The 18,539-nt window shown below is 43.0% G+C and carries 22 protein-coding genes; 11 read left to right on the forward strand and 11 right to left on the reverse strand.

The window, feature by feature from the left end:
- Window positions 1-23: 23 nt before the first annotated feature.
- Both AC1DXF_RS18860 and AC1DXF_RS18865 read right to left on the reverse strand, forming a co-directional pair.
- The gene (locus AC1DXF_RS18860; RefSeq protein WP_477450253.1) at window positions 24-263 is read right to left on the reverse strand and encodes a helix-turn-helix domain-containing protein; all 240 of its coding nucleotides are present in this window, start codon (window positions 261-263) and stop codon (window positions 24-26) included.
- 437 nt (window positions 264-700) lie between these two features.
- Complete coding sequence (locus tag AC1DXF_RS18865) at window positions 701-1,801, reverse strand: DUF4407 domain-containing protein (RefSeq protein ID WP_477450254.1); 1,101 nt, start codon at window positions 1,799-1,801, stop codon at window positions 701-703.
- Between the two features lie 208 nt (window positions 1,802-2,009).
- Between AC1DXF_RS18865 and AC1DXF_RS18870 the strand changes: the two genes are divergently transcribed.
- The 5 genes from AC1DXF_RS18870 to AC1DXF_RS18890 all read left to right on the forward strand — a co-directional run bounded on the left by AC1DXF_RS18870 (window position 2,010) and on the right by AC1DXF_RS18890 (window position 4,396).
- The gene (locus AC1DXF_RS18870; RefSeq protein WP_477450255.1) at window positions 2,010-2,324 is read left to right on the forward strand and encodes a rhodanese-like domain-containing protein; all 315 of its coding nucleotides are present in this window, start codon (window positions 2,010-2,012) and stop codon (window positions 2,322-2,324) included.
- A 2-nt stretch (window positions 2,325-2,326) separates the two neighbouring features.
- Window positions 2,327-2,515, forward strand: a complete 189-nt coding sequence (locus AC1DXF_RS18875) for a DUF6358 family protein (RefSeq protein WP_477450256.1) — start codon at window positions 2,327-2,329, stop codon at window positions 2,513-2,515.
- A gap of 9 nt (window positions 2,516-2,524) precedes the next feature.
- Window positions 2,525-3,430, forward strand: a complete 906-nt coding sequence (locus AC1DXF_RS18880) for a prohibitin family protein (RefSeq protein ID WP_477450257.1) — start codon at window positions 2,525-2,527, stop codon at window positions 3,428-3,430.
- A gap of 142 nt (window positions 3,431-3,572) precedes the next feature.
- Complete coding sequence (locus tag AC1DXF_RS18885) at window positions 3,573-4,004, forward strand: DUF3805 domain-containing protein (protein WP_477450258.1); 432 nt, start codon at window positions 3,573-3,575, stop codon at window positions 4,002-4,004.
- Between the two features lie 80 nt (window positions 4,005-4,084).
- Window positions 4,085-4,396: a hypothetical protein gene (locus tag AC1DXF_RS18890; protein ID WP_477450259.1), complete on the forward strand. Its 312-nt coding sequence runs from the start codon at window positions 4,085-4,087 to the stop codon at window positions 4,394-4,396.
- Between the two features lie 355 nt (window positions 4,397-4,751).
- Here the strand turns inward: AC1DXF_RS18890 and pyrH are convergent, their stop codons facing one another.
- The 9 genes from pyrH to pdxR all read right to left on the reverse strand — a co-directional run bounded on the left by pyrH (window position 4,752) and on the right by pdxR (window position 13,245).
- Window positions 4,752-5,456, reverse strand: a complete 705-nt coding sequence (pyrH, locus tag AC1DXF_RS18895; RefSeq protein WP_477450260.1) for a UMP kinase — start codon at window positions 5,454-5,456, stop codon at window positions 4,752-4,754.
- Between the two features lie 126 nt (window positions 5,457-5,582).
- Complete coding sequence (gene nagA, locus AC1DXF_RS18900) at window positions 5,583-6,704, reverse strand: N-acetylglucosamine-6-phosphate deacetylase (protein WP_477450261.1); 1,122 nt, start codon at window positions 6,702-6,704, stop codon at window positions 5,583-5,585.
- Window positions 6,705-7,017: 313 nt separating this feature from the next.
- The gene (tsf, locus tag AC1DXF_RS18905; RefSeq protein ID WP_477450262.1) at window positions 7,018-7,869 is read right to left on the reverse strand and encodes a translation elongation factor Ts; all 852 of its coding nucleotides are present in this window, start codon (window positions 7,867-7,869) and stop codon (window positions 7,018-7,020) included.
- A 157-nt stretch (window positions 7,870-8,026) separates the two neighbouring features.
- Window positions 8,027-8,890, reverse strand: coding sequence for a 30S ribosomal protein S2 (gene rpsB / locus AC1DXF_RS18910; RefSeq protein ID WP_147054487.1), 864 nt, complete (start codon window positions 8,888-8,890; stop codon window positions 8,027-8,029).
- An 18-nt stretch (window positions 8,891-8,908) separates the two neighbouring features.
- The gene (gene rpsI / locus AC1DXF_RS18915; RefSeq protein ID WP_090638861.1) at window positions 8,909-9,295 is read right to left on the reverse strand and encodes a 30S ribosomal protein S9; all 387 of its coding nucleotides are present in this window, start codon (window positions 9,293-9,295) and stop codon (window positions 8,909-8,911) included.
- A gap of 26 nt (window positions 9,296-9,321) precedes the next feature.
- Window positions 9,322-9,759 (reverse strand): 50S ribosomal protein L13, encoded by a 438-nt coding sequence (gene rplM / locus AC1DXF_RS18920; protein WP_090638869.1) that lies wholly within the window; start codon window positions 9,757-9,759, stop codon window positions 9,322-9,324.
- A 227-nt stretch (window positions 9,760-9,986) separates the two neighbouring features.
- Window positions 9,987-10,349 (reverse strand): hypothetical protein, encoded by a 363-nt coding sequence (locus AC1DXF_RS18925; RefSeq protein WP_477450263.1) that lies wholly within the window; start codon window positions 10,347-10,349, stop codon window positions 9,987-9,989.
- Between the two features lie 643 nt (window positions 10,350-10,992).
- Window positions 10,993-11,589 (reverse strand): porin family protein, encoded by a 597-nt coding sequence (locus AC1DXF_RS18930; protein ID WP_477450264.1) that lies wholly within the window; start codon window positions 11,587-11,589, stop codon window positions 10,993-10,995.
- Window positions 11,590-11,793: 204 nt separating this feature from the next.
- Window positions 11,794-13,245, reverse strand: a complete 1,452-nt coding sequence (gene pdxR, locus AC1DXF_RS18935) for a MocR-like pyridoxine biosynthesis transcription factor PdxR (protein ID WP_477450265.1) — start codon at window positions 13,243-13,245, stop codon at window positions 11,794-11,796.
- An 81-nt stretch (window positions 13,246-13,326) separates the two neighbouring features.
- Here pdxR and AC1DXF_RS18940 point away from each other — a divergent pair, with 81 nt between their 5' ends.
- The 6 genes from AC1DXF_RS18940 (at window position 13,327) to AC1DXF_RS18965 (ending at window position 18,327) form a co-directional block, all read left to right on the forward strand.
- Window positions 13,327-13,962: a pyridoxamine 5'-phosphate oxidase family protein gene (locus tag AC1DXF_RS18940; RefSeq protein WP_477450266.1), complete on the forward strand. Its 636-nt coding sequence runs from the start codon at window positions 13,327-13,329 to the stop codon at window positions 13,960-13,962.
- Between the two features lie 78 nt (window positions 13,963-14,040).
- Window positions 14,041-14,256 carry a hypothetical protein gene (locus AC1DXF_RS18945; protein ID WP_090638442.1) on the forward strand — a complete coding sequence of 72 codons (216 nt, stop codon included), beginning with the start codon at window positions 14,041-14,043 and terminating at the stop codon, window positions 14,254-14,256.
- 67 nt (window positions 14,257-14,323) lie between these two features.
- On the forward strand, window positions 14,324-16,063 hold the full coding sequence (locus AC1DXF_RS18950; RefSeq protein WP_477450267.1) for a S41 family peptidase: 1,740 nt from the start codon (window positions 14,324-14,326) through the stop codon (window positions 16,061-16,063).
- Window positions 16,064-16,194: 131 nt separating this feature from the next.
- The gene (locus tag AC1DXF_RS18955) at window positions 16,195-16,692 is read left to right on the forward strand and encodes a hypothetical protein (RefSeq protein ID WP_477450268.1); all 498 of its coding nucleotides are present in this window, start codon (window positions 16,195-16,197) and stop codon (window positions 16,690-16,692) included.
- A gap of 199 nt (window positions 16,693-16,891) precedes the next feature.
- Window positions 16,892-17,527, forward strand: coding sequence for a hypothetical protein (locus AC1DXF_RS18960; RefSeq protein WP_477450269.1), 636 nt, complete (start codon window positions 16,892-16,894; stop codon window positions 17,525-17,527).
- A 146-nt stretch (window positions 17,528-17,673) separates the two neighbouring features.
- A complete protein-coding gene (locus AC1DXF_RS18965) occupies window positions 17,674-18,327 on the forward strand; it encodes a metal-dependent transcriptional regulator (RefSeq protein ID WP_477450270.1) in 654 nt (217 codons plus the stop codon).
- Window positions 18,328-18,539 lie beyond the last annotated feature (212 nt).

Below are 18,539 nucleotides of genomic sequence, written 5' to 3' on the forward strand. Positions count from 1 at the left end.
AATAGGAGCCTAATTAATGCATATTACGCGGCGGCTGTTTTTTCGGTAGCTATCAGGTCGTGTACATCCACTTCCAATATGGTGGCTATTTGGAAAAGTCTTTCCACCGTTATTTTGGTATACCCGAGTTCTATCTTACTATATGCATTTTGCGATATTTTTAGCTTGGCAGCCAGGTATTCCTGGGTATAATTTAACTGTTCCCTGGTTTTCCTGACATTGGCCGCAATAGCCTTAACTTTATTATTCAGCGTCTCTTTCATCTCTATTAATATATTTATTATCTAACGATATTAATAGATCTTTGGATTTTTTGTTTTAAAAATTTTATCTAACGCACTCAAATAGAGGGCAAAATAGGGCTTTTGACACTATGAAAAAGGCTGTAAATCCAACCGGTATAAACCGATAGTTTAATTCGTTTTTTAGTTTTTGTTAAAAATAATATTGCTTCATAACCTGCTTTAATCATTGGCTTGAAAGCTTTTCGCTTAAAAACCATGATTATATCGGTATAATGTGGGCGGATGAACTGCCGGGAACACGAGCGTTCTTTAACTTATAGTTTAGCTACAAATGCGTTACAAGCCTGCTTTTTTTAGAAGTATTTTTTTCACGGCCATCTATCCTGCGGAATAATTTCCCTGGATATAAAAGTCCGGTATTAAACTATCAATCCTGGGAAATACCGGCTTAATTGCTAAAACTCGTATTTAGACTCTGAAGAGATCACACGCTTTCGCCGCTCTACGTCGGTTTCCAGGCTATGATCGTATGTGTTATCAGTAACGCTGATATTCAAATCCTTGTCCCTGTCGGCCATATATATATTGGCCTCGGCCGTTTTGGCAACAGCCACATCGTACGGCCCTTTGGGCGACATTAGTTTCACAAACACCGGCAAACATTCAAATAAGATGAACAGGTAACCAATAAATGAGATGGCCATATAGGTATCCAGGTCGCGCGTGCCATTTTCATTATATGATAGCTGCCCCAGCGCCCAGTTACGGTCAGAAAACCCGGCAACATTGGCCAGGCTATCCAGCTGATGATCGGTAAACAGCCGGGTGCTGTTTAGTCCTTCATAGTCTTTGCGATGGCCCAGATATTCGTCAAGCTGACCCAGGTTATCGGTAACCGTTTTCAGGCGAGCTTCCTTTTCTTCCAATACGGCTTGTTTTTGTTTGGCGTAGGTGCCGTAGCCGGTAATGCCCGATGTTTGGTTGGTTTTATCTCCAAAAACTTCCTGGTTAAGCAGGAAACGGGTCCGGTTAATATCTTTTTCGAGCGAATCTTTTTCCTTTTTCAGATCGCCGGTTTTACCCATCTCCATGGCGTACTTTTGATTATACGTTTTTTCGAGGGTATCAATTTTACGGTGCTGGCCTTTAAGGTAGGATAGCTTTAATTTCTGACGGATCTCTTTATCAAATATCTTCAGCTCCAGGGGGCGCGATATTACTATCCCAATCATTATCGCCAATAATATCCGGGGTGATGCCTGCAGTATCTGCTGGTTGGTTGTTCCTTCTTTATTAATACTTGATACAATGTACCTGTCCATATTAAAAATGGCGGTACCCCATAATAAACCAAACAGTATTGCAAAGCCAACGGCAAAGGCATCGCCGTTAAAAACAAAGTACATGGCATAGCCTCCCGAAAGAGATGCAAACAATGCCGTGAAAAATATGGTAGCCCCAATGCCCACATATTTGTTATGCTCGATTGGATATTTCTTAAGTGTATCTATATGCGCTCCTGAACAAAACCAGAAAAAGCGGGTAACTTTTTTCATGTATATCGGTTGTTTTAAATAGATGCCGGTTAATATTGATGTCAAATTATTAATCGGGCCATCCGCGATTTACGGGCCAAAGCTACTTAAAAGTCTATTGCGCAGTAAATCATATAATAAACGCTCTTATGCGTTGATTGTTACAAAAATTGCCCGTAATTATTTGCATTAGAAAAAAAGCTACCTTTGGATTATAATTTTATTGATCATGAACGAGATAACCGTACAGGAATTAAAAGAAAAAAGAGACAAAGGCGAAGATTTTCAGCTGATTGACGTTAGGGAAGATTTTGAATATGAAACATCAAATCTTGGCGGATTATCTATCCCCCTTGGCGGCATTTTAATTGAGAGCGAAAAAGTATCTAAAGATAAACCGGTAGTGGTAATGTGCCGTAGCGGCAAACGCAGCGCCGCTGCAATTATGCAGCTGGAGCAAAAAGGGTTTACTAACCTGTATAACCTACAGGGTGGTATTTTAGCCTGGGCTGCCGAGATTGACCCCGACCTAAGCGTATATTAATCATGGCGTTTAAATTAGTGCTTAACATATTATATACCATTGGTTTGGTATTGTGCGCGTTTGTGGCTTACCGGTATTTTATGGCCAAAAACTACACCGTTATGGCCGTGGCCATACTTGCAGGCGCGGCTGTTATAATATTAAAAATAAGACTGTTAAAAGACGTAAAGAACTCGCAGAAAAAGGTGTAACTTCATTGCATGTTTATAGCAATTTTAGGAGTTATCGTGCTCGTGGTGGGCATCGTACTCAAACGCTCGCCTGAGCCGGCCAGCCACTTTAGTAGTACCATAAGTATAGTTGGTGGGGCAATGGTTGTCATTGGTCTCCTGCTATCCAGTTTCAAGGTTATTGAGCCGGGCCATGCAGGCGTGCAGTCCCTTTTTGGTAAAGTACAGGATCATGTGCTTGAAAGTGGTTTACATATAGTTAACCCCGCTGTTGAGATAACTGTTTTTGATACCCGTACGCAAACCTACACCATGAGTGCTGTTAGCAGCGAGGGGCAAAAGGAGGGCGACGATGCTATCAGGGTGCTATCTTCTGATGGGCTGGAGGTGAGCATCGATCTCTCGGTACAATATAGAGTAAGTCCTGACAAGGCACCGTTCATCCTTCAAAATATTGGCGTAGATTACCTGGAGAAAATTGTTCGCCCGGTATCACGCACCGCCATACGCGACAACGCAGTAAATTACGCGGCAGTTGACCTGTACTCTACAAAAAGGCAGGAATTCCAGGAGAAAATAAACCGTTATATTACAGCAAACTTTGTAAAAAGAGGCCTGGAGTTACAACAGATACTGGTGCGTAATATCACTTTGCCGGCTTCCGTAAGGGCAAGTATAGAATCAAAGATTAACGCCGAGCAGGATGCCCAGAAAATGCAATTCGTACTGCAAAAAGAAAAGCAGGAAGCCGAACGCAAGCGCGTAGAGGCCCAGGGTATTGCCGATTACCAAAAAATATTATCGACAGGCCTGTCGGATAAGCAATTGCAGTACGAGGCTATTAAAGCCCAGGTAGCTATTGCCACTTCGCCAAACGCCAAAGTGATCATCATGGGCGGCGGCAAGGGGAACCCGATAATGCTGAGTGATAAGTAATACACACGAATAATCGCGAATTGAATCGAATTTCACGAATGATAAGCAAACTTCCGAAGTTTTAAAAACTTCGGAAGTCTTTTTTTAGACCAGACCTGTTTTTAATTGAAGACTTGAAACCCAAAATCACATTGAGGAAATTATGAGCTACTGGAAATTTACATCTGCAGCCGGTTGGTTTTCGACTCTATTGCCCGAGAACTGGTCGGAATATGACGATGATGAAGGCACGTATGCTTTCTTTAATACAGATAAATGGAGCGGCAATTTACGGATAACGCCAAATAAGTGGGGGAATAGTCCCGACCCCGATAAAGCGAGCGCCATTATCGCGGGTGAATTGAAAAGTAACCCGAAAGCCGTCGCTACGAAAATAGGAAACTGGGATGCTGCCTTTTATAGTCAAAAAGGCAGTGATGAGACGCTCAACTACTTCTGGACGACCGGAACCAAAAACTATATATTTATATGCTCGTTTTCGGTTGATATGGAGTTTCTTGGAACTGATGCCCATGACAAAGAACTATCTGTTGTAGAGACGATACTTGGCAACATTGAAATAAACCAGAACTGAAAACATTACACCTGTTCACATTTTACAAAAAGCAATTAGACTGTTTACGGAATGGTCTTTTTAAGAAGACACGCTGAACAATGATAAATCCAACAGATAAACTTGAAACTAAATGGCAGCCAATTGTTATGTTTTATGGATTTGCCCTTTTACTTATTATCATAACTGCCGGCCTTTCACCAACCAATTTAGCAGGGGCGGGGCTGGGGTTATTGGTCGCCATGATTGTCATCGTAGGTAATATATTCCTGCTTTTCAGATCTATATTTAAACTGATAAACCAAGGCAAAACCTTTCGGGTAGCTGTAGCAATTCACGCCGTGGTGTTTGTGCTGTGGTTTGGGTCAATCATGTTTACTATTATCTACGCTGCTATAACATCATCAAAATAAAAAGCCCCGTTTATTCCAATTTCGGAATAATGGGGCTTTATTTTTGAATAGTGTATAGCGGGAGGTTCTGGAGCTCTTTTATACTACTATCATGCTGAGTAGAAAAATGTCGCGAAACCCTAAAGGGGAAATGGCATTTAACGATAAAAGACTGTCATGCTGAGGTACGAAGCATCTATTCGCGAACTTTTCTATCGGTTATGCACAACTGATAGATCCTTCGTACCTCAGGATGACAGGAAATTGGATATTCCATGGGTAGAGCGAAGCATCTATTCACAACCTTTTCAGGCGGTGATGCATAGCGGTTAACAGATCCTTCCTTCGTCAGGATGACAGAAAAAAAATACAGGCTCTACCTCACCAGTGTTCCAATGGCTTCACCATTGGCTATTTTCATGAAGTTGCCTTCTTTGTTCATATCAAATACGATGATAGGTAGCTTGTTTTCCTGGCAAAGGGTAATGGCTGTCATGTCCATTACGTTTAAACCTTTATCATACACTTCCTGGAAGCTGATCTCGTCGTAACGGGTTGCTGTTGGGTCTTTTTCCGGGTCGGCGGTGTAAATACCATCAACACGGGTGCCTTTTAGTACAACATCAGCTTTAATTTCAATTGCACGTAACGATGCAGCAGTATCGGTAGTAAAATACGGGTTACCGGTACCGGCACCAAAAATTACTATTTTACCAACCTCTAAATGGTGCATAGCGCGCCTGCGGATGTACGGTTCGCAAATTTGCTCCATTTTAATAGCCGATTGCAGGCGGGTTTCCACACCAATACTTTCTAAAGCATTTTGCAGTGCCATACAGTTGATAACGGTGGCAAGCATGCCCATATAATCAGCTTGTGCGCGTTCCATGCCTGATTTTTCGGCGCTCAGGCCCCTGAAAATATTACCGCCGCCAACTACTATCGCAATTTCCATTCCTGTGTCGTAAACACTTTTAATATCCTGGGCGTATTGCAAAACCTGTGCATTATCAATGCCATATTGCCTGGTACCCATAAGCGATTCGCCCGAAAGCTTCAGTAAAATTCTTTTGTACTTCATTTGGTGTGATTTGTTATTAACAGAAATAAAGGGAACTTGCTTTTGTAGATATCATGAATTGATAAAGCGTTGTTCATATGAGGTGTCGTTCCGCAAAAATAGCGAATAAAAATTAGTGTTAAAATTTTATGTTGTCTTTGTTAATAAATGACCGTTGAGGTAGGTTGCTTCTACCTCAAAATCAGGGTTAAAAACAACCAGATCGGCATTAAAGTTTTTCTCAATTTTGCCTTTTTTACCCTGTTTTGCCAATTCGGCCGGGTATAATGAAGCCATGTTAACAGCTTCGGCTAACTCAATGCCCACTTGTTTTACGCAGTTTTCAACGGCTTTTAACATCGTAAGCGATGAGCCCGAGAGGGTGCCGTCGGGCATTACATATTTATTACCTACCAGCCGGTGCTGGTAGGCCCCTTCGGTAGTTGAGGTAACCGCATCTGTAATTAAAAACAGTTTATTGCCCAGTTCGCGTTTGGCCAGGCGTATCATCGCCCAATCTACATGGTTACCATCGGCTACAATACTGGTGTACGGACGCTCTTCAAAAATAGCGGGGATGTAGCCTGGTTCGCGGTGGTGCATTTGCGGCATGGCATTAAACAGGTGGGTTACCGCAGGGATGGGTTTGTTTAAAAATGCTTTCCCCTCGGCATAAGTAGCATTGCTGTGGCCCGATGATATGATAACGCCCGCGTTGTGCAGGTAATCAATCACCTCCTGGTCCTGCAGTTCGGGCGCTATGGTAATCATTTTTATCTCACCTTCGGCGCGTTCTACCCAGCCTTTTACTTCGGCAAGAGTAGCTTTTTTGATATACTTTTCCGGGTGTGCGCCTTTTTTTGCCGGGTTCAGATAAGGCCCCTCCAGGTGTAATCCCCAAAAAGCGCCCTTCGCTTGCTTGCGATAGGCTTTAGCTGCATCAATTCCCGCTTCAACAATCTCATTGGTATTGGTGCCTATAGTAGCAAAAACGCCGGTGGTGCCCTGGTTAAGCAAATCACTTTCCAGTCGTTCCAAAGCAGCTACCGTTGGCGTGCCCGCGAATAATAAGCCGCCGCTGCCATAAATCTGTAAATCGATAAAGCCGGGAGCAAGGTATGAGCCTTTTAAATCATGCTTATCGGCATCAGCTGGGATGGCTGTATCATCAATAACATCAATAATGGTGTTGCCTGAGATTAAAACGGCTTTGCCTCGGGTGATTTGCCCGTTGGAAATGAGTTGGAGATTGTGGAGTGCTGTTATCATCGTGGTAGTATTAAACCTTTGTTGAATAAGCAATAATCGCAGCCTGGCGGCGGAGACTCACCCGGTCTACGCTTCGCTGGACCACCCTCTCTTCACCTGCGGTGGAAAGAGGGGCTTGAAAATTGATCAAGTTTCATTTTATATAATACCCACCATTCAAATCCCTCTTTCCGGCAAAGCCGAAGAGAGGGTGGCGGGCGTAGCCTCGCCGGGTGAGTCTTCTCCGCCATGCGATATGCAATGACATGAGCGCAAATACCAAACAATATTGCAAAAAAAATCCCCCTCGCTAAAAACGAGGGGGATAAAATAATTAAGCTCCTAAAGCTACCCGCTTAAATGCGGTTACTGTGAGGCCTTTTTCAACGGTGGCCAGGAACTGGGCAACGTTTTTAGATGAATCTTTTACAAACTCCTGGTTTAACAGGGTTGAGTCTTTGTAGAACTTGTTCAGTTTACCTAAGCTGATTTTTTCAACCATTTCTTCTGGTTTACCTTCAGCGCGGATCACGTCTTTAGCAATTTCCAGTTCACGCTCAATAACAGAGGCATCTACGCCATCTTTATCAACCGCGATAGGGTTCATTGCGGCAATTTGCATGGCAACATCTTTACCAGCTTCTTCAACACCGGCAGGGTTTGAGTTTAAAGCTACCAATACACCTAAACGGAAGTTACCGTGTACATAAGCGATAACTTTTTCGCCTGTGATGATCTCTAATTTAGAAACACCAATTTTTTCGCCGATTTTACCGGTTTTGTCAATAACAGCTTCACCAATAGTAGTAGTGGTGTTTTCCGTATCGATAGAAAGCGCGTAAAGTTCTTCGATGCTTTTTGGCTGGTTTTCAACTGCTTTGTTAGCAATTTCGTTAGCGAAAGCGATGAACTCAGCATTTTTTGCCACGAAATCAGTTTCGCAGTTAAGCTCGATGATAACACCGGTTTTGCCATCAGCGCTTGTGCGCGATATAACAACACCTTCGTTTGATTCTCTGTCCTGACGACTTGCTGCCACTTTAGCACCTTTTTTTCTTAAAAAATCGATAGCTGCTTCAAAATCACCGTTAGTTTCGGTTAATGCTTTTTTGCAATCCATCATACCGGCACCAGTTTGCTGGCGCAGTTTATTTACGTCGGCTGCAGATATTTGTACTGTAGACATCTTTATTAGTTTTAAGTATTGAGTTGTGAGTTATGAGTTGGCTTCAAAATTAAAGCTTTACTATAACCTGTAACTTATTTTATTATTAAAATTATGGGTTGCAAATTGCAGATTATAAAAACTTATAACTCACAACCTACAACCCACAACTATTTAATTACTCTTCTGTTTCGGCAGGTGCTTCAGTGTCAGCGTCGGCTACAACGTCTGCAACTTCGGCAGTTTTCCTGGTTCTTTTACCGCCTTCGTTTTCGCTGCGGTCTTTTACTTCAGGAGCATCAGCTTTTGCTTTAGCAGCAACTGCTTCTTTTTCTGCTTCGTCTTCTTTATCGCGTTTGCGTTCTTCCAAACCTTCTTCAATCGCTTTGATGATAATGCTGGTAATCAATGAAATTGATTTGGTAGCATCGTCATTCGCAGGGATAGGGAAATCAATGTTTGAAGGATCAGAGTTGGTATCAACCATAGCAAATGTAGGGATGTTCAACTTCAAAGCCTCAGATACTGCAATATGCTCTTTCTTAACGTCGATAAGGAATAATGCTGCAGGTAAACGGTTCAAATCAGCAATACCACCTAAAAGGGTTTCTAATTTGATACGCTCACGTTGTATCATCAGTCTTTCTTTTTTAGAAAGGTTGCTGTAAGTACCATCTTTAGTCAATTTATCGATGTTTGACATCTTTTTGATCGACTTACGAACGGTAGCAAAGTTGGTTAACATACCACCCAACCAACGCTCGGTGATGTAGGGCATGTTTACACTTTTTGCATAATCAGCAACAATATCTTTCGCTTGTTTCTTTGTAGCTACGAATAATACTTTACGGCCTGATTTTACTATTTGTTTGATAGCTGCAGCAGCTTCTTCAACCTTAGTTAAGGTTTTATTTAAATCGATAATGTGGATACCGTTACGCTCCATGAAAATGTACTGTGACATTTTCGGATCCCATTTGCGGGTAAGGTGACCAAAGTGTACACCTGCATCCAGTAAATCCTGATATGTTGTTCTTGCCATTTTGTTGTCCTCCTGTGATTAACGTTTACTGAATTGGAATCTCTTACGTGCTTTCTTACGACCTGGTTTCTTACGCTCAACCATACGGTCATCGCGAGTCATAATACCTTTAGCGCGTAATGCTGGTTTCTTTTCAGGATCCAGTTCAACAATGGCTTTAGCGATAGCTAAACGAACGGCTTCTGCCTGTCCTTTTACACCACCACCTGCAACATTTACTTTAACATCAAATTTTCCGGTGCTACCAGAAACCTCAGTGCTCTGAGTTACGATGTACTGTAATGGCAATGTTGGGAAGTACTCTTTGTAATCTTTACCGTTAACGATGATCGCACCATTTCCTTCTGAAAGGTAGATGCGGGCAACGGCTGTTTTTCTTCTGCCTGAAGTGTTAGTTGTTGGCATTTTTTTTCTCCTTTGAAATTAAAAAGTTAAATGGTTGTTGGGTTTTGTGCTGCATGTGGATGCTCGCCACCTGCATATACATACAGGTTACCAAATAATGCTTTACCCAAACGACTTTTAGGTAACATACCACGAACGGCTTTTTCAATTACGCGCTCAGGATGTTTTGCCATTAACTCCTTAGGAGAAATGAAACGCTGACCACCTGGATAACCAGTGTAAGAAACATACTGCTTTGCGCTGAATTTGTTTCCGGTCAACTTTACCTTGTCTGCATTGATAACTATTACATTATCACCGCAGTCTACGTTCGGGGTGAAATCTGGCTTGGTTTTACCACGGATGATCATTGCGATCTTAGTGGACAAGCGCCCCAAAATCTCGCCTTGTGCGTCAACAACAACCCATTGTTTGTTAACGGTTTTTTTGTTGGCTGAGACAGTTTTGTAACTTAACGTATTCACTTGCTTTAAATTAAATTGTTTAAACGTTTATTATACCCCGCATTTTCGGGACTGCAAAGATACAGCTTATTATGTTATTAACAAATGCTTTTGTGGAAAATTATAGACTTGAATAATTGTTTTGTTAGAAGCAGTGTTAACGAGGTAGCATAAGCCTTCTATTTCTCGCCTTTACACTAAAAAATCGCGCTCAAACAATTAAAAAAAGCCCTTCGTTGGTTGACCTGCTATCTTTTATAATCAAAATCGTCGGTTACTAACGTAACTGATGCGTATTTATATTTGTATCTCTTCATCTGATTTTCAAATTCTGCCGGAACGGAAATCTTGCATTGTTCAAACTTTGCTGATCTTTTTAGCCCCGTCCAGTAATAGTCTAAATTAGTCGGCGGTTCTGATGCTGTTTTGCCGGTATCAAGCACCATGATGGTATCTGTTAATAAAGCGTTTGTTCTATTGTGTAGTTTACATAAAAACACGTCCGCGCAGGGAACCTGGCTATTTGTTTTACCTGCTCTGTTGCACGGAAAGATACGGATAAGCGACGGCCCCATCGTTGAGTCAAGTATGCTATCATCTGCCTCAACCATTAAGTTAGTCTTTAAGTATACCACTCGTTTTTCCGAAAAGAACGTTGTTCCTGTTTGATTACAAGACGTCAATCCTATGAATATTGTAGTAAGTAGAGTAAGCTTAAATGTACTGCGCCCAACTTTGAAAAAATAGTTCATGGCCGTTTACAATTAATACTTATAATAATTAAAAGTAACCCTGTTTATACTTATAATGAACTTCATTATTATTTCCGGCTGATAGAAGTATCCTGTCCCTTAAATCTAAATTTCCCTGCATTTTGGTTATACAGCAATCCACCGCTGAAAATCAACACTAAAAACTGCTTTGATGGATTTTTCGCTGTTGAGCTTTAAATTATACGGGGCAGCATTTTCATTTGTCGCGTTCGTAACAAGTGAAAATGCTCCCCGTATATTACTACCAGACACTATCCGTTATAGGGCAAAAACCGGTTAACGCCGAATTATTGTTAAACCACGGCACAAATACGCTTTGGTAACGGCCTGCACTTATCGCTTGTAACAGAGTTTTTATGTCTGCTGTTATTCAAGCGATGTCCTGGAATCCTGTAAAAAAGCACTATGACCTACGCGGAGTGCAGCAAAGTGAGATAACGATACCGGGTAATAATGTTGTGGTAGCCGTTTAACAGCCAGCTTATAAAATTTTAAAACCAACGCTTAAAGCCCAAAGGTTTTGGCGCTGACCATAGCTGGAGTTTACTTTGGATAAGCCACCCTCGTAACGCAGATCTGCAGTTATTGCACCGATATCAACGCCGGCGCCAGCCTGGAAACCTAATGTGCTTTTGTTGTAGTTACCAAAATCCTGGTAAGCTCCAGTTAGGTTATCTTTAAAGCTCTGGTCTTTATTTTCGCTCATGTTGTAGGTATAAATCGGACCTGCCATAACACGAAAATTCAAATCCTTAGCGCCGAAAGATTTACCTAACAGCAGGGGCACATTCAACGTGGTAAACCTTACTTTCCCTTCGCTGGTAAAAGAAGCTCCGCTGCCACTTTGAAATTCAAATTTTCCACCCTTGCTGGCCACATAAAGCTCGGGTTGTAAATATAATCCGCTGCCAATTCGTGCAAATAAACCCGCCTGATAACCTGTTAATGTTGATTCGCCCAATGCGGTACTGTTAATTTTTGAAAAATTGACACCCCCTTTAACACCTAAAGAAAATTGTGCTTTCGCGCTGATGCTCACGGCAATCAGTAACGCGGCACTTAATAAATACTTTTTCATGAATTTTTAATTTTTAGCGGGGCGAAGCTATAATTTTTTGAATAATTATAACCAAACCCCTTGTTTACATAGTTAGTTTACAATACGGCTGTATTGATAGCCTGTTTTACAGCCTATCAATTGACGCGCCAAAGTTTTAAACGTTGCTTTGACCCGTTTTTTATAATCGGGCTAAAATAATTTTAACAAGGTTAACGCTTAAGGCTATTTTACCAGTAATTTCACCAGTACATCAACGCATTGTTCCAACTCTTCGGGAGTGGAAGATGCAAAACCCAGCCGGGTAAAATTTGGTGCCGAGGGGCTATTCGTGCCCTGAAAATACAGTCCTTTTTTTAAGGCACTTTGGGCAAGTTTGTTTAAATCTATGGTTGAATCAAAACCCGTCCACACGACCATGCCCCCTTCGGGCACTTTAAATTGCACGTAATTTTTTAAGCGATCATTCAATAATCCACAAAAAAAATCGCGCCGCTGCTGGTAAACCCGTAATGATTTGCGCAGGTGGCGTTGTATCACTCCGTTTTGTAAAAGCTCGGCCATGGCATTCTCCAGCATGCTGTCGCCCTGGCGGTCAATAGTGCGCCGTAATTGGGCCAAATGCTCAATCACGTTTTCGGGGCCAACCAAATACCCCACTCTTATAGCCGGCGAAATACTTTTGGAGAAAGCACCACAATACAGCACCATCCCTGCATCATCGGCGCTGGCCAATGGCATCAGCGGTTTGTTTTGGTAGTGAAAATCATAATCGTAGTCGTCCTCAAAAATAATGAAGCCATGTTTTTGGGCCAGCTCAAGCAGGCGCACCCTTCTATCTGGCCGCAAGGCTACTGTTGTGGGGTAATGATGGTGCGATGTAACATACACCATGCGCACGGTTTGCCCGCTACAAAGCTCATCAAGGCTATCTACATCTAATCCGTATTCATCAACCGGCACTTTTAAAAGATTTGCCCCGGCCTGTAAAAAATTGGCCTCGGCACCCGCCCAACCCGGTTCGGCGGTGATTACTGTGTCGCCGGGTTGCAGCAGTCCGGCGCAGGTTAAATAAAGGCCCATAACCGTACCCCGCGCTATCAGGATATTGGCCGGTGTAACCCGCAGGCCGCGGGTGATATTTAAATAGGTGGCCAACTCTGTACGCAACCACTCTGATCCTTTTGGGTCAGCGTAACCCAAACGAGTATAGGGATTGCCTGTTAAAAGCTGGGTACGGTAAGCCCTTGAAAGTTCGGTCACGGGTGCCATGCGGGTGTCCGGGAAACCATCATCAAGATGCAGATCGATGTTTAAATCGACGATCCCGCGTTGCAGGTGCGGCGCCTCTTTTATACTAAAGCCGGCTACTTTAGCCGCATTTGGGCTATTATTTAATAACTGCCGGGGCTTTGTTACCGGTAAATGGCCGGCCACAAAAGTTCCGCTGCCTGTATGGCTTTGCAGCCAGCCCTGTGCCAATAACTCGTCATAAGCCCTTATCACTGTTTTACGGTGCAGGTTTAATAAAGTGGCCAGCTGCCGGGTGCTGGGCAACCGGTGACCGGGTTGTAACGTGCCCGCTTTTACCATCGTCATAAGCTGATTGGCCAGTTGAATATAAACCGGCAGCTGCGCCTGTTTATCAATTATCAAACATGATGAATATACCTGCATAAAATTGGACTACCTGTTTTGTATTATCTGGAGCATTGTCACCATCCAATAAACGCATAATTTTACCAAAAAAACAAAATCATGGCAAATCCACCGGCACATCTTATCCCCAGCAGGGCAGCAAAAAGGGCCAGCTACGAGCCCGAAACCATCAACAATATCCTTGATGAAGCATTATATTGCACCATCAGCTATTCGGCAGATAATAAACCTTACGCCATCCCCACCGCGTTTGTGCGGTACGGCAACCGCATTTATATACATGGCTCGGTAGGCAGCCATTTGATGCGCGAGCTGGAGAAAGGCATCCCGGTTTGCATCACCGTTACCCTGATGGATGAACTGGTGGTAGCCAAATCGGCTTTTCACCACTCGGTTAATTACCGGTCGGTGGTGATATTTGCGCAGGCAGAAAAAATTGAAAGCGTGGCCGATAAAACGGAGGCTTTTAAATGGCTTACCGAAAAAATTGTGCCCGGCAGCTGGGATTACCTGCGCCCTATAACCGATAGAGAGGTGCTTAAAACCACGGCCCTCGCTTTTAAAACTGATGAAGCATCGGCTAAAATACGTACCGGTATGCCGGTTGATGACGATGACGACATGGAACTGCCCATTTGGTCGGGCCTTATCCCCTTGCAAACCAAACGGCTTGCACCAATCCCCGATAAGCTTAGCGAAGGATTGCCATTGCCGTCTCATCTTGCTGTAATTTAGTGGTAAAAAGAGCGCGTAGCCTCATTTTTAATTCAGCCAACGTGTATTTTTTATATTTTTGCTTAAAATAATTTAACAATGGCCGAGATCAGTATCTCCAATAAAGATTGGGAACGTGTGAAAATTAAAGTTCAACGCAAATACAACAACCTGAGCGATGAGCAATTAAAATATACCGAAGGACAGGAAGAAGCTCTGATAACCAAACTTATGGAGCTTGTAAACCGTAACAGGGAATATGTGGTGTTCACCCTGAAAAAAGCTTTGGTGAATATTGACAATAACAGGCTGTAAATAAGCGTTCAATTGTAAAAATCGATAAGCTTTTCGTATTTTTATATGCTATAATGTTGTACCGGGTATGGTGATCTCAAAAAAATACAGAAAGATAGGCTTGTTTGCCGGCATTGTAACGCTGGCTGTTGGTGTTGCGGCCTTTGACGATGACCTGTTCCAGATCTCGAAAAACCTGGATGTTTTTGCATCGGTTTATAAAGAAGTTAATATTAACTATGTTGATAACGTTAACTCGGCCAAACTGGTAAAAACAGGAGTTGATGCCATGCTGGATGGTTTGGACCCCTACACCGAATTTGTACCCGAATCGGAAATTGAAGATTATAAACTACATTATGTAAGTACCCAGTACGGTGGTATTGGCGCAAGTATTTTTACCCGTAACGGCAAGGTATTCGTATCCGATGTATTTGAGGGCTTCCCGGCACAAAAGGGCGATATACACCCCGGCGACCAGGTGTTGAAAATAAATGACATTGACCTTAACGGAAAAAACAACGACCAGGTAAGCCTTTTACTCAAAGGATCAAAAGGGGCAGCCATCAAGCTCTTTATCAAACGCGATAACGTACCTCAGCCTTTTGAAAAAAACTTGCTGCGCGATGAAATTAAACAACCCAACGTATCGTACTTTGGTATGGTGCAGGGCAATATGGGCTATATTAAGCTGGATAAGTTTTTAGAAAACTCGGCTGCCGAAGTTACCAACGCCCTGGTAACCTTAAAAAAGAATAATCCTAACGGTATCATCCTCGATTTGCGTTCAAACGGTGGCGGCATTTTGCAGGAGGCTGTAAAAATCGTAAATCTTTTTGTGCAGAAGGATGTGGAAGTTGTATCGCAAAAAGGAAAAATAAAAGAAAAGAATTTTACGTACAGCACCGTAAGCGCGCCGCTTGAGCCAAACCTGCCGTTGGTAGTATTGGTTAACAGTCATTCGGCATCAGCATCAGAAATTGTTGCCGGCTCGTTACAGGACCTTGACCGCGCCATTATTATTGGGCAACGCAGCTATGGCAAAGGCCTGGTACAACAAACCTTTAACCTGCCGTATAACAGCCTGGTTAAAATTACCATTGCCAAATACTATATCCCATCGGGCCGCTGCATCCAGGAGTTGGATTATACGCACCGTAAGGATGATGGCAGCGTAGTTAAAGTAGCCGATTCGTTAATCCACGAGTTTAAAACTAAAAATGGGCGCTCGGTTTATGACGGCAGCGCCATTTACCCCGATATTTTTATCAAACAGGAAAAATTTGCCAATGTAACCCAGGCGCTGGTAGGTAAGCTGCTGATATTTGATTACGCCACCGTTTACCGCGATAAGCACGCTAAAATAGCCGATACCAAGTCGTTCGTGTTATCTGATGGCGAATACGGTGATTTTGTGAAATACCTGGCCGATAAAAACTATAACTACACCACCTCATCAGAAAAGGTGCTGAACAGCCTGAAGACCGAGGCCACCAAAGAAAAACAGTTTACCGACATACAGGCCGAGTACGATGTGTTGAAAGCCAAGCTGATGGCCACCAAAAAGAACGACCTTCAGCTGCATAAGGACGAGATTAAGCAGATACTTGAAAACGAGATAGCCTCCCGCTATTACTACGAAAAGGGCCGCTACGAAGTAAACTTTAAATACGATAAAGAACTGGCCCAGGCCGTAAAAACCATGCAGGATAAAACCCAGCTGGCATCCATCCTTAAAGGCGAAGGCAACTATAAAGTTATTGGTAAGCCTATGCTGGCCATGGCCGGTAAAAAGGTAACCGATAAAGATAACGATGACGACCAATAACTAACCACCTTATATCAGGCGCTTATTTAGCATTTAAAATGTTGTAACTGATTGGTTACCCGCCTTGGCATACTTCAAACTAAACTTTTCTCATTGGTTATTGTCATACATTCAAACAAAACAATAATACCATGAAAAAGATCATTTTAACAGTCGCTATATTTTTAGGCTGTTTGGCAATAAAGCCTGCGAGCGCCCAAATTAGTTTAAGCATTAATATTGGCAGCCAGCCCGAATGGGGCCCGACAGGTTATGACCGTGCCGACTATTACTACATGCCCGATATTGATGCATACTATGACGTAAACGCGCATCAATACGTTTATTTTAACAATAATGTATGGGTACACTCAGTCGCATTGCCACCGCGCTATGCCAGCTACGATGTTTACCACGGATACAAAATAGTGGTGAACGAGCGTACACCCTGGGTGCACAATACCGTGTACCGCACTAAATACGCAAGCTATAAAGGCAAACATAACCAAACCATTATTCGCGATAGCCGCGAGGTTAAATACAAAAACCATTGGACAGGTAATGGCCGGGGCAACTCGCGCAAGGTAATTGTACACAAAGAGGTACGGAAAACCAGCCATGGCAATAAAGGGCATGGCCACAAAGATTAATTTTTGATTGTTAATTTTTATACAAAACAGGCTTCCGGTAAAACGGAGGCCTGTTTTTTTATGTCTTGAAGACGTACCCCTCACTTGGGTTTTACTTATATTAAACTTTTTTGATTTAATATTGTCATACATTCAAACAACGCTACCGGTTGGCAATCTATTGATCGTTAACAAGGGGCACTACTTAAAAAGCAAACAAATGAAAAAGATCATCCTGTCGGCAGCTATATTATTAAGCTGCTTCGTTATTAAAACAGCCAGTGCCCAGGTAAGCGTAAGCTTAGGGGTAAACATAGGCAGCCAGCCGGCCTGGGGCCCTGTTGGATACGATTATGCCAACTACTACTACATGCCCGATATTGATACGTACTATGACGTGCCAACACATCAGTATGTATACTTTGATAACAATGTATGGGTACACCGCACCTATTTACCGGTACGCTACCGTAACTACGATTTATACCACAGCTATAAAGTGGTAATAAATGACCGCACCCCATGGGTAAGGAACGATGTTTACAGAACAAGGTACGCCACCTACAGGGGCCGTCATGACCAGGTTGTTATCCGTAACAGCCGCGATGCCAGGTACGCCAATTACTGGAGGGGCAACCACAGCCGCAGGGTAGTTTATAATCGCGGTAATGGCCACTTTGATAATGGTAACCACGGTGGCCGCGGGCCGCAATTTCACGGCAATGGTGGCCGCGGTGGCAACCATGGTGGTGGCGGCGGCAATCATGGCGGTGGCGGCGGCAACCATGGTGGCGGCGGCGGCAACCATGGTGGCGGCGGACACGGAGGGCATGGCGGTGGTCATGGGCACCATTAATAACCCAATCAAAAAAAACACCAGCAGGCTTCCCGTAAAACGGAGGCCTGTTTTGTTTAAACCGGGTTTACAATAATTAGCCATGGCTAACTATTACAAACGGGCTGGTTTTTATTTATGTTTGTACGTTCCCAGTTCAACCGCGGATGTATACATTATCAGAAGAAAACTATCTAAAGGCTATTTACCGTATTGCGCAGCAAAAGGATGTTAAAATAACGCCCACTGCTATAGCCGAGGCCCTGGGCAATAACCCGGCCTCGGTAGTTGATATGATCAGGAAGCTTACCGAAAAGGAGTTGATAGCCTATGATAAAAAAGTTGGCGTAAAGCTTACTATTCAGGGTTTAAAAGATGCCGTGTTAATTGTGCGCAGGCACCGGCTTTGGGAGGTTTTCCTGTTAGAGAAACTGGGCTATCATTGGGACGAGATCCACGATATTGCCGAAGAACTGGAACACATCAGCGATGCAACCCTGGCCGACAGGCTCGACAAATTCCTTGGATTCCCCGAATACGACCCCCATGGCGATCCAATACCCAAAGCCAACGGCAAAGTACCCAAATCATTTTCGGTAACGTTAACCGATCTTAAACCGGGTACCGCCTGCCGTGTGGCTGCCGTACGTGATACCAGCAATTCGTTTTTGCAATACCTCATTAAGCTTAATATTGGTATTGGCACCCGCATCCAGCTAATTGAAAAAATACCTTTTGATGATTCCCTGGTGATTAGTATCAATGGCAAGGAAAACACTACGGTGTCGCAAAAATTTGGCGAGAATATTTTGATCGATTAAGGGGTTAAAATCTAAACGCCAATTCCCCAAAAAAGCCACAAAACACATGGTTAGATGGATGGAATTTCGGGGAAATTTAAAAGTTGATGGTAATGCGGAAAAAGTTTGCAGTTTTTCCGTATCCCGGTTTTTTTGTCAAAATCACGTCTTTATTTCATACAATTTGCTTCAAGATCAAGCCAAAACGGCGATTTACGTTATTCGCAATCTTG

This window comes from Mucilaginibacter sp. P2_A5 (assembly GCF_056404995.1).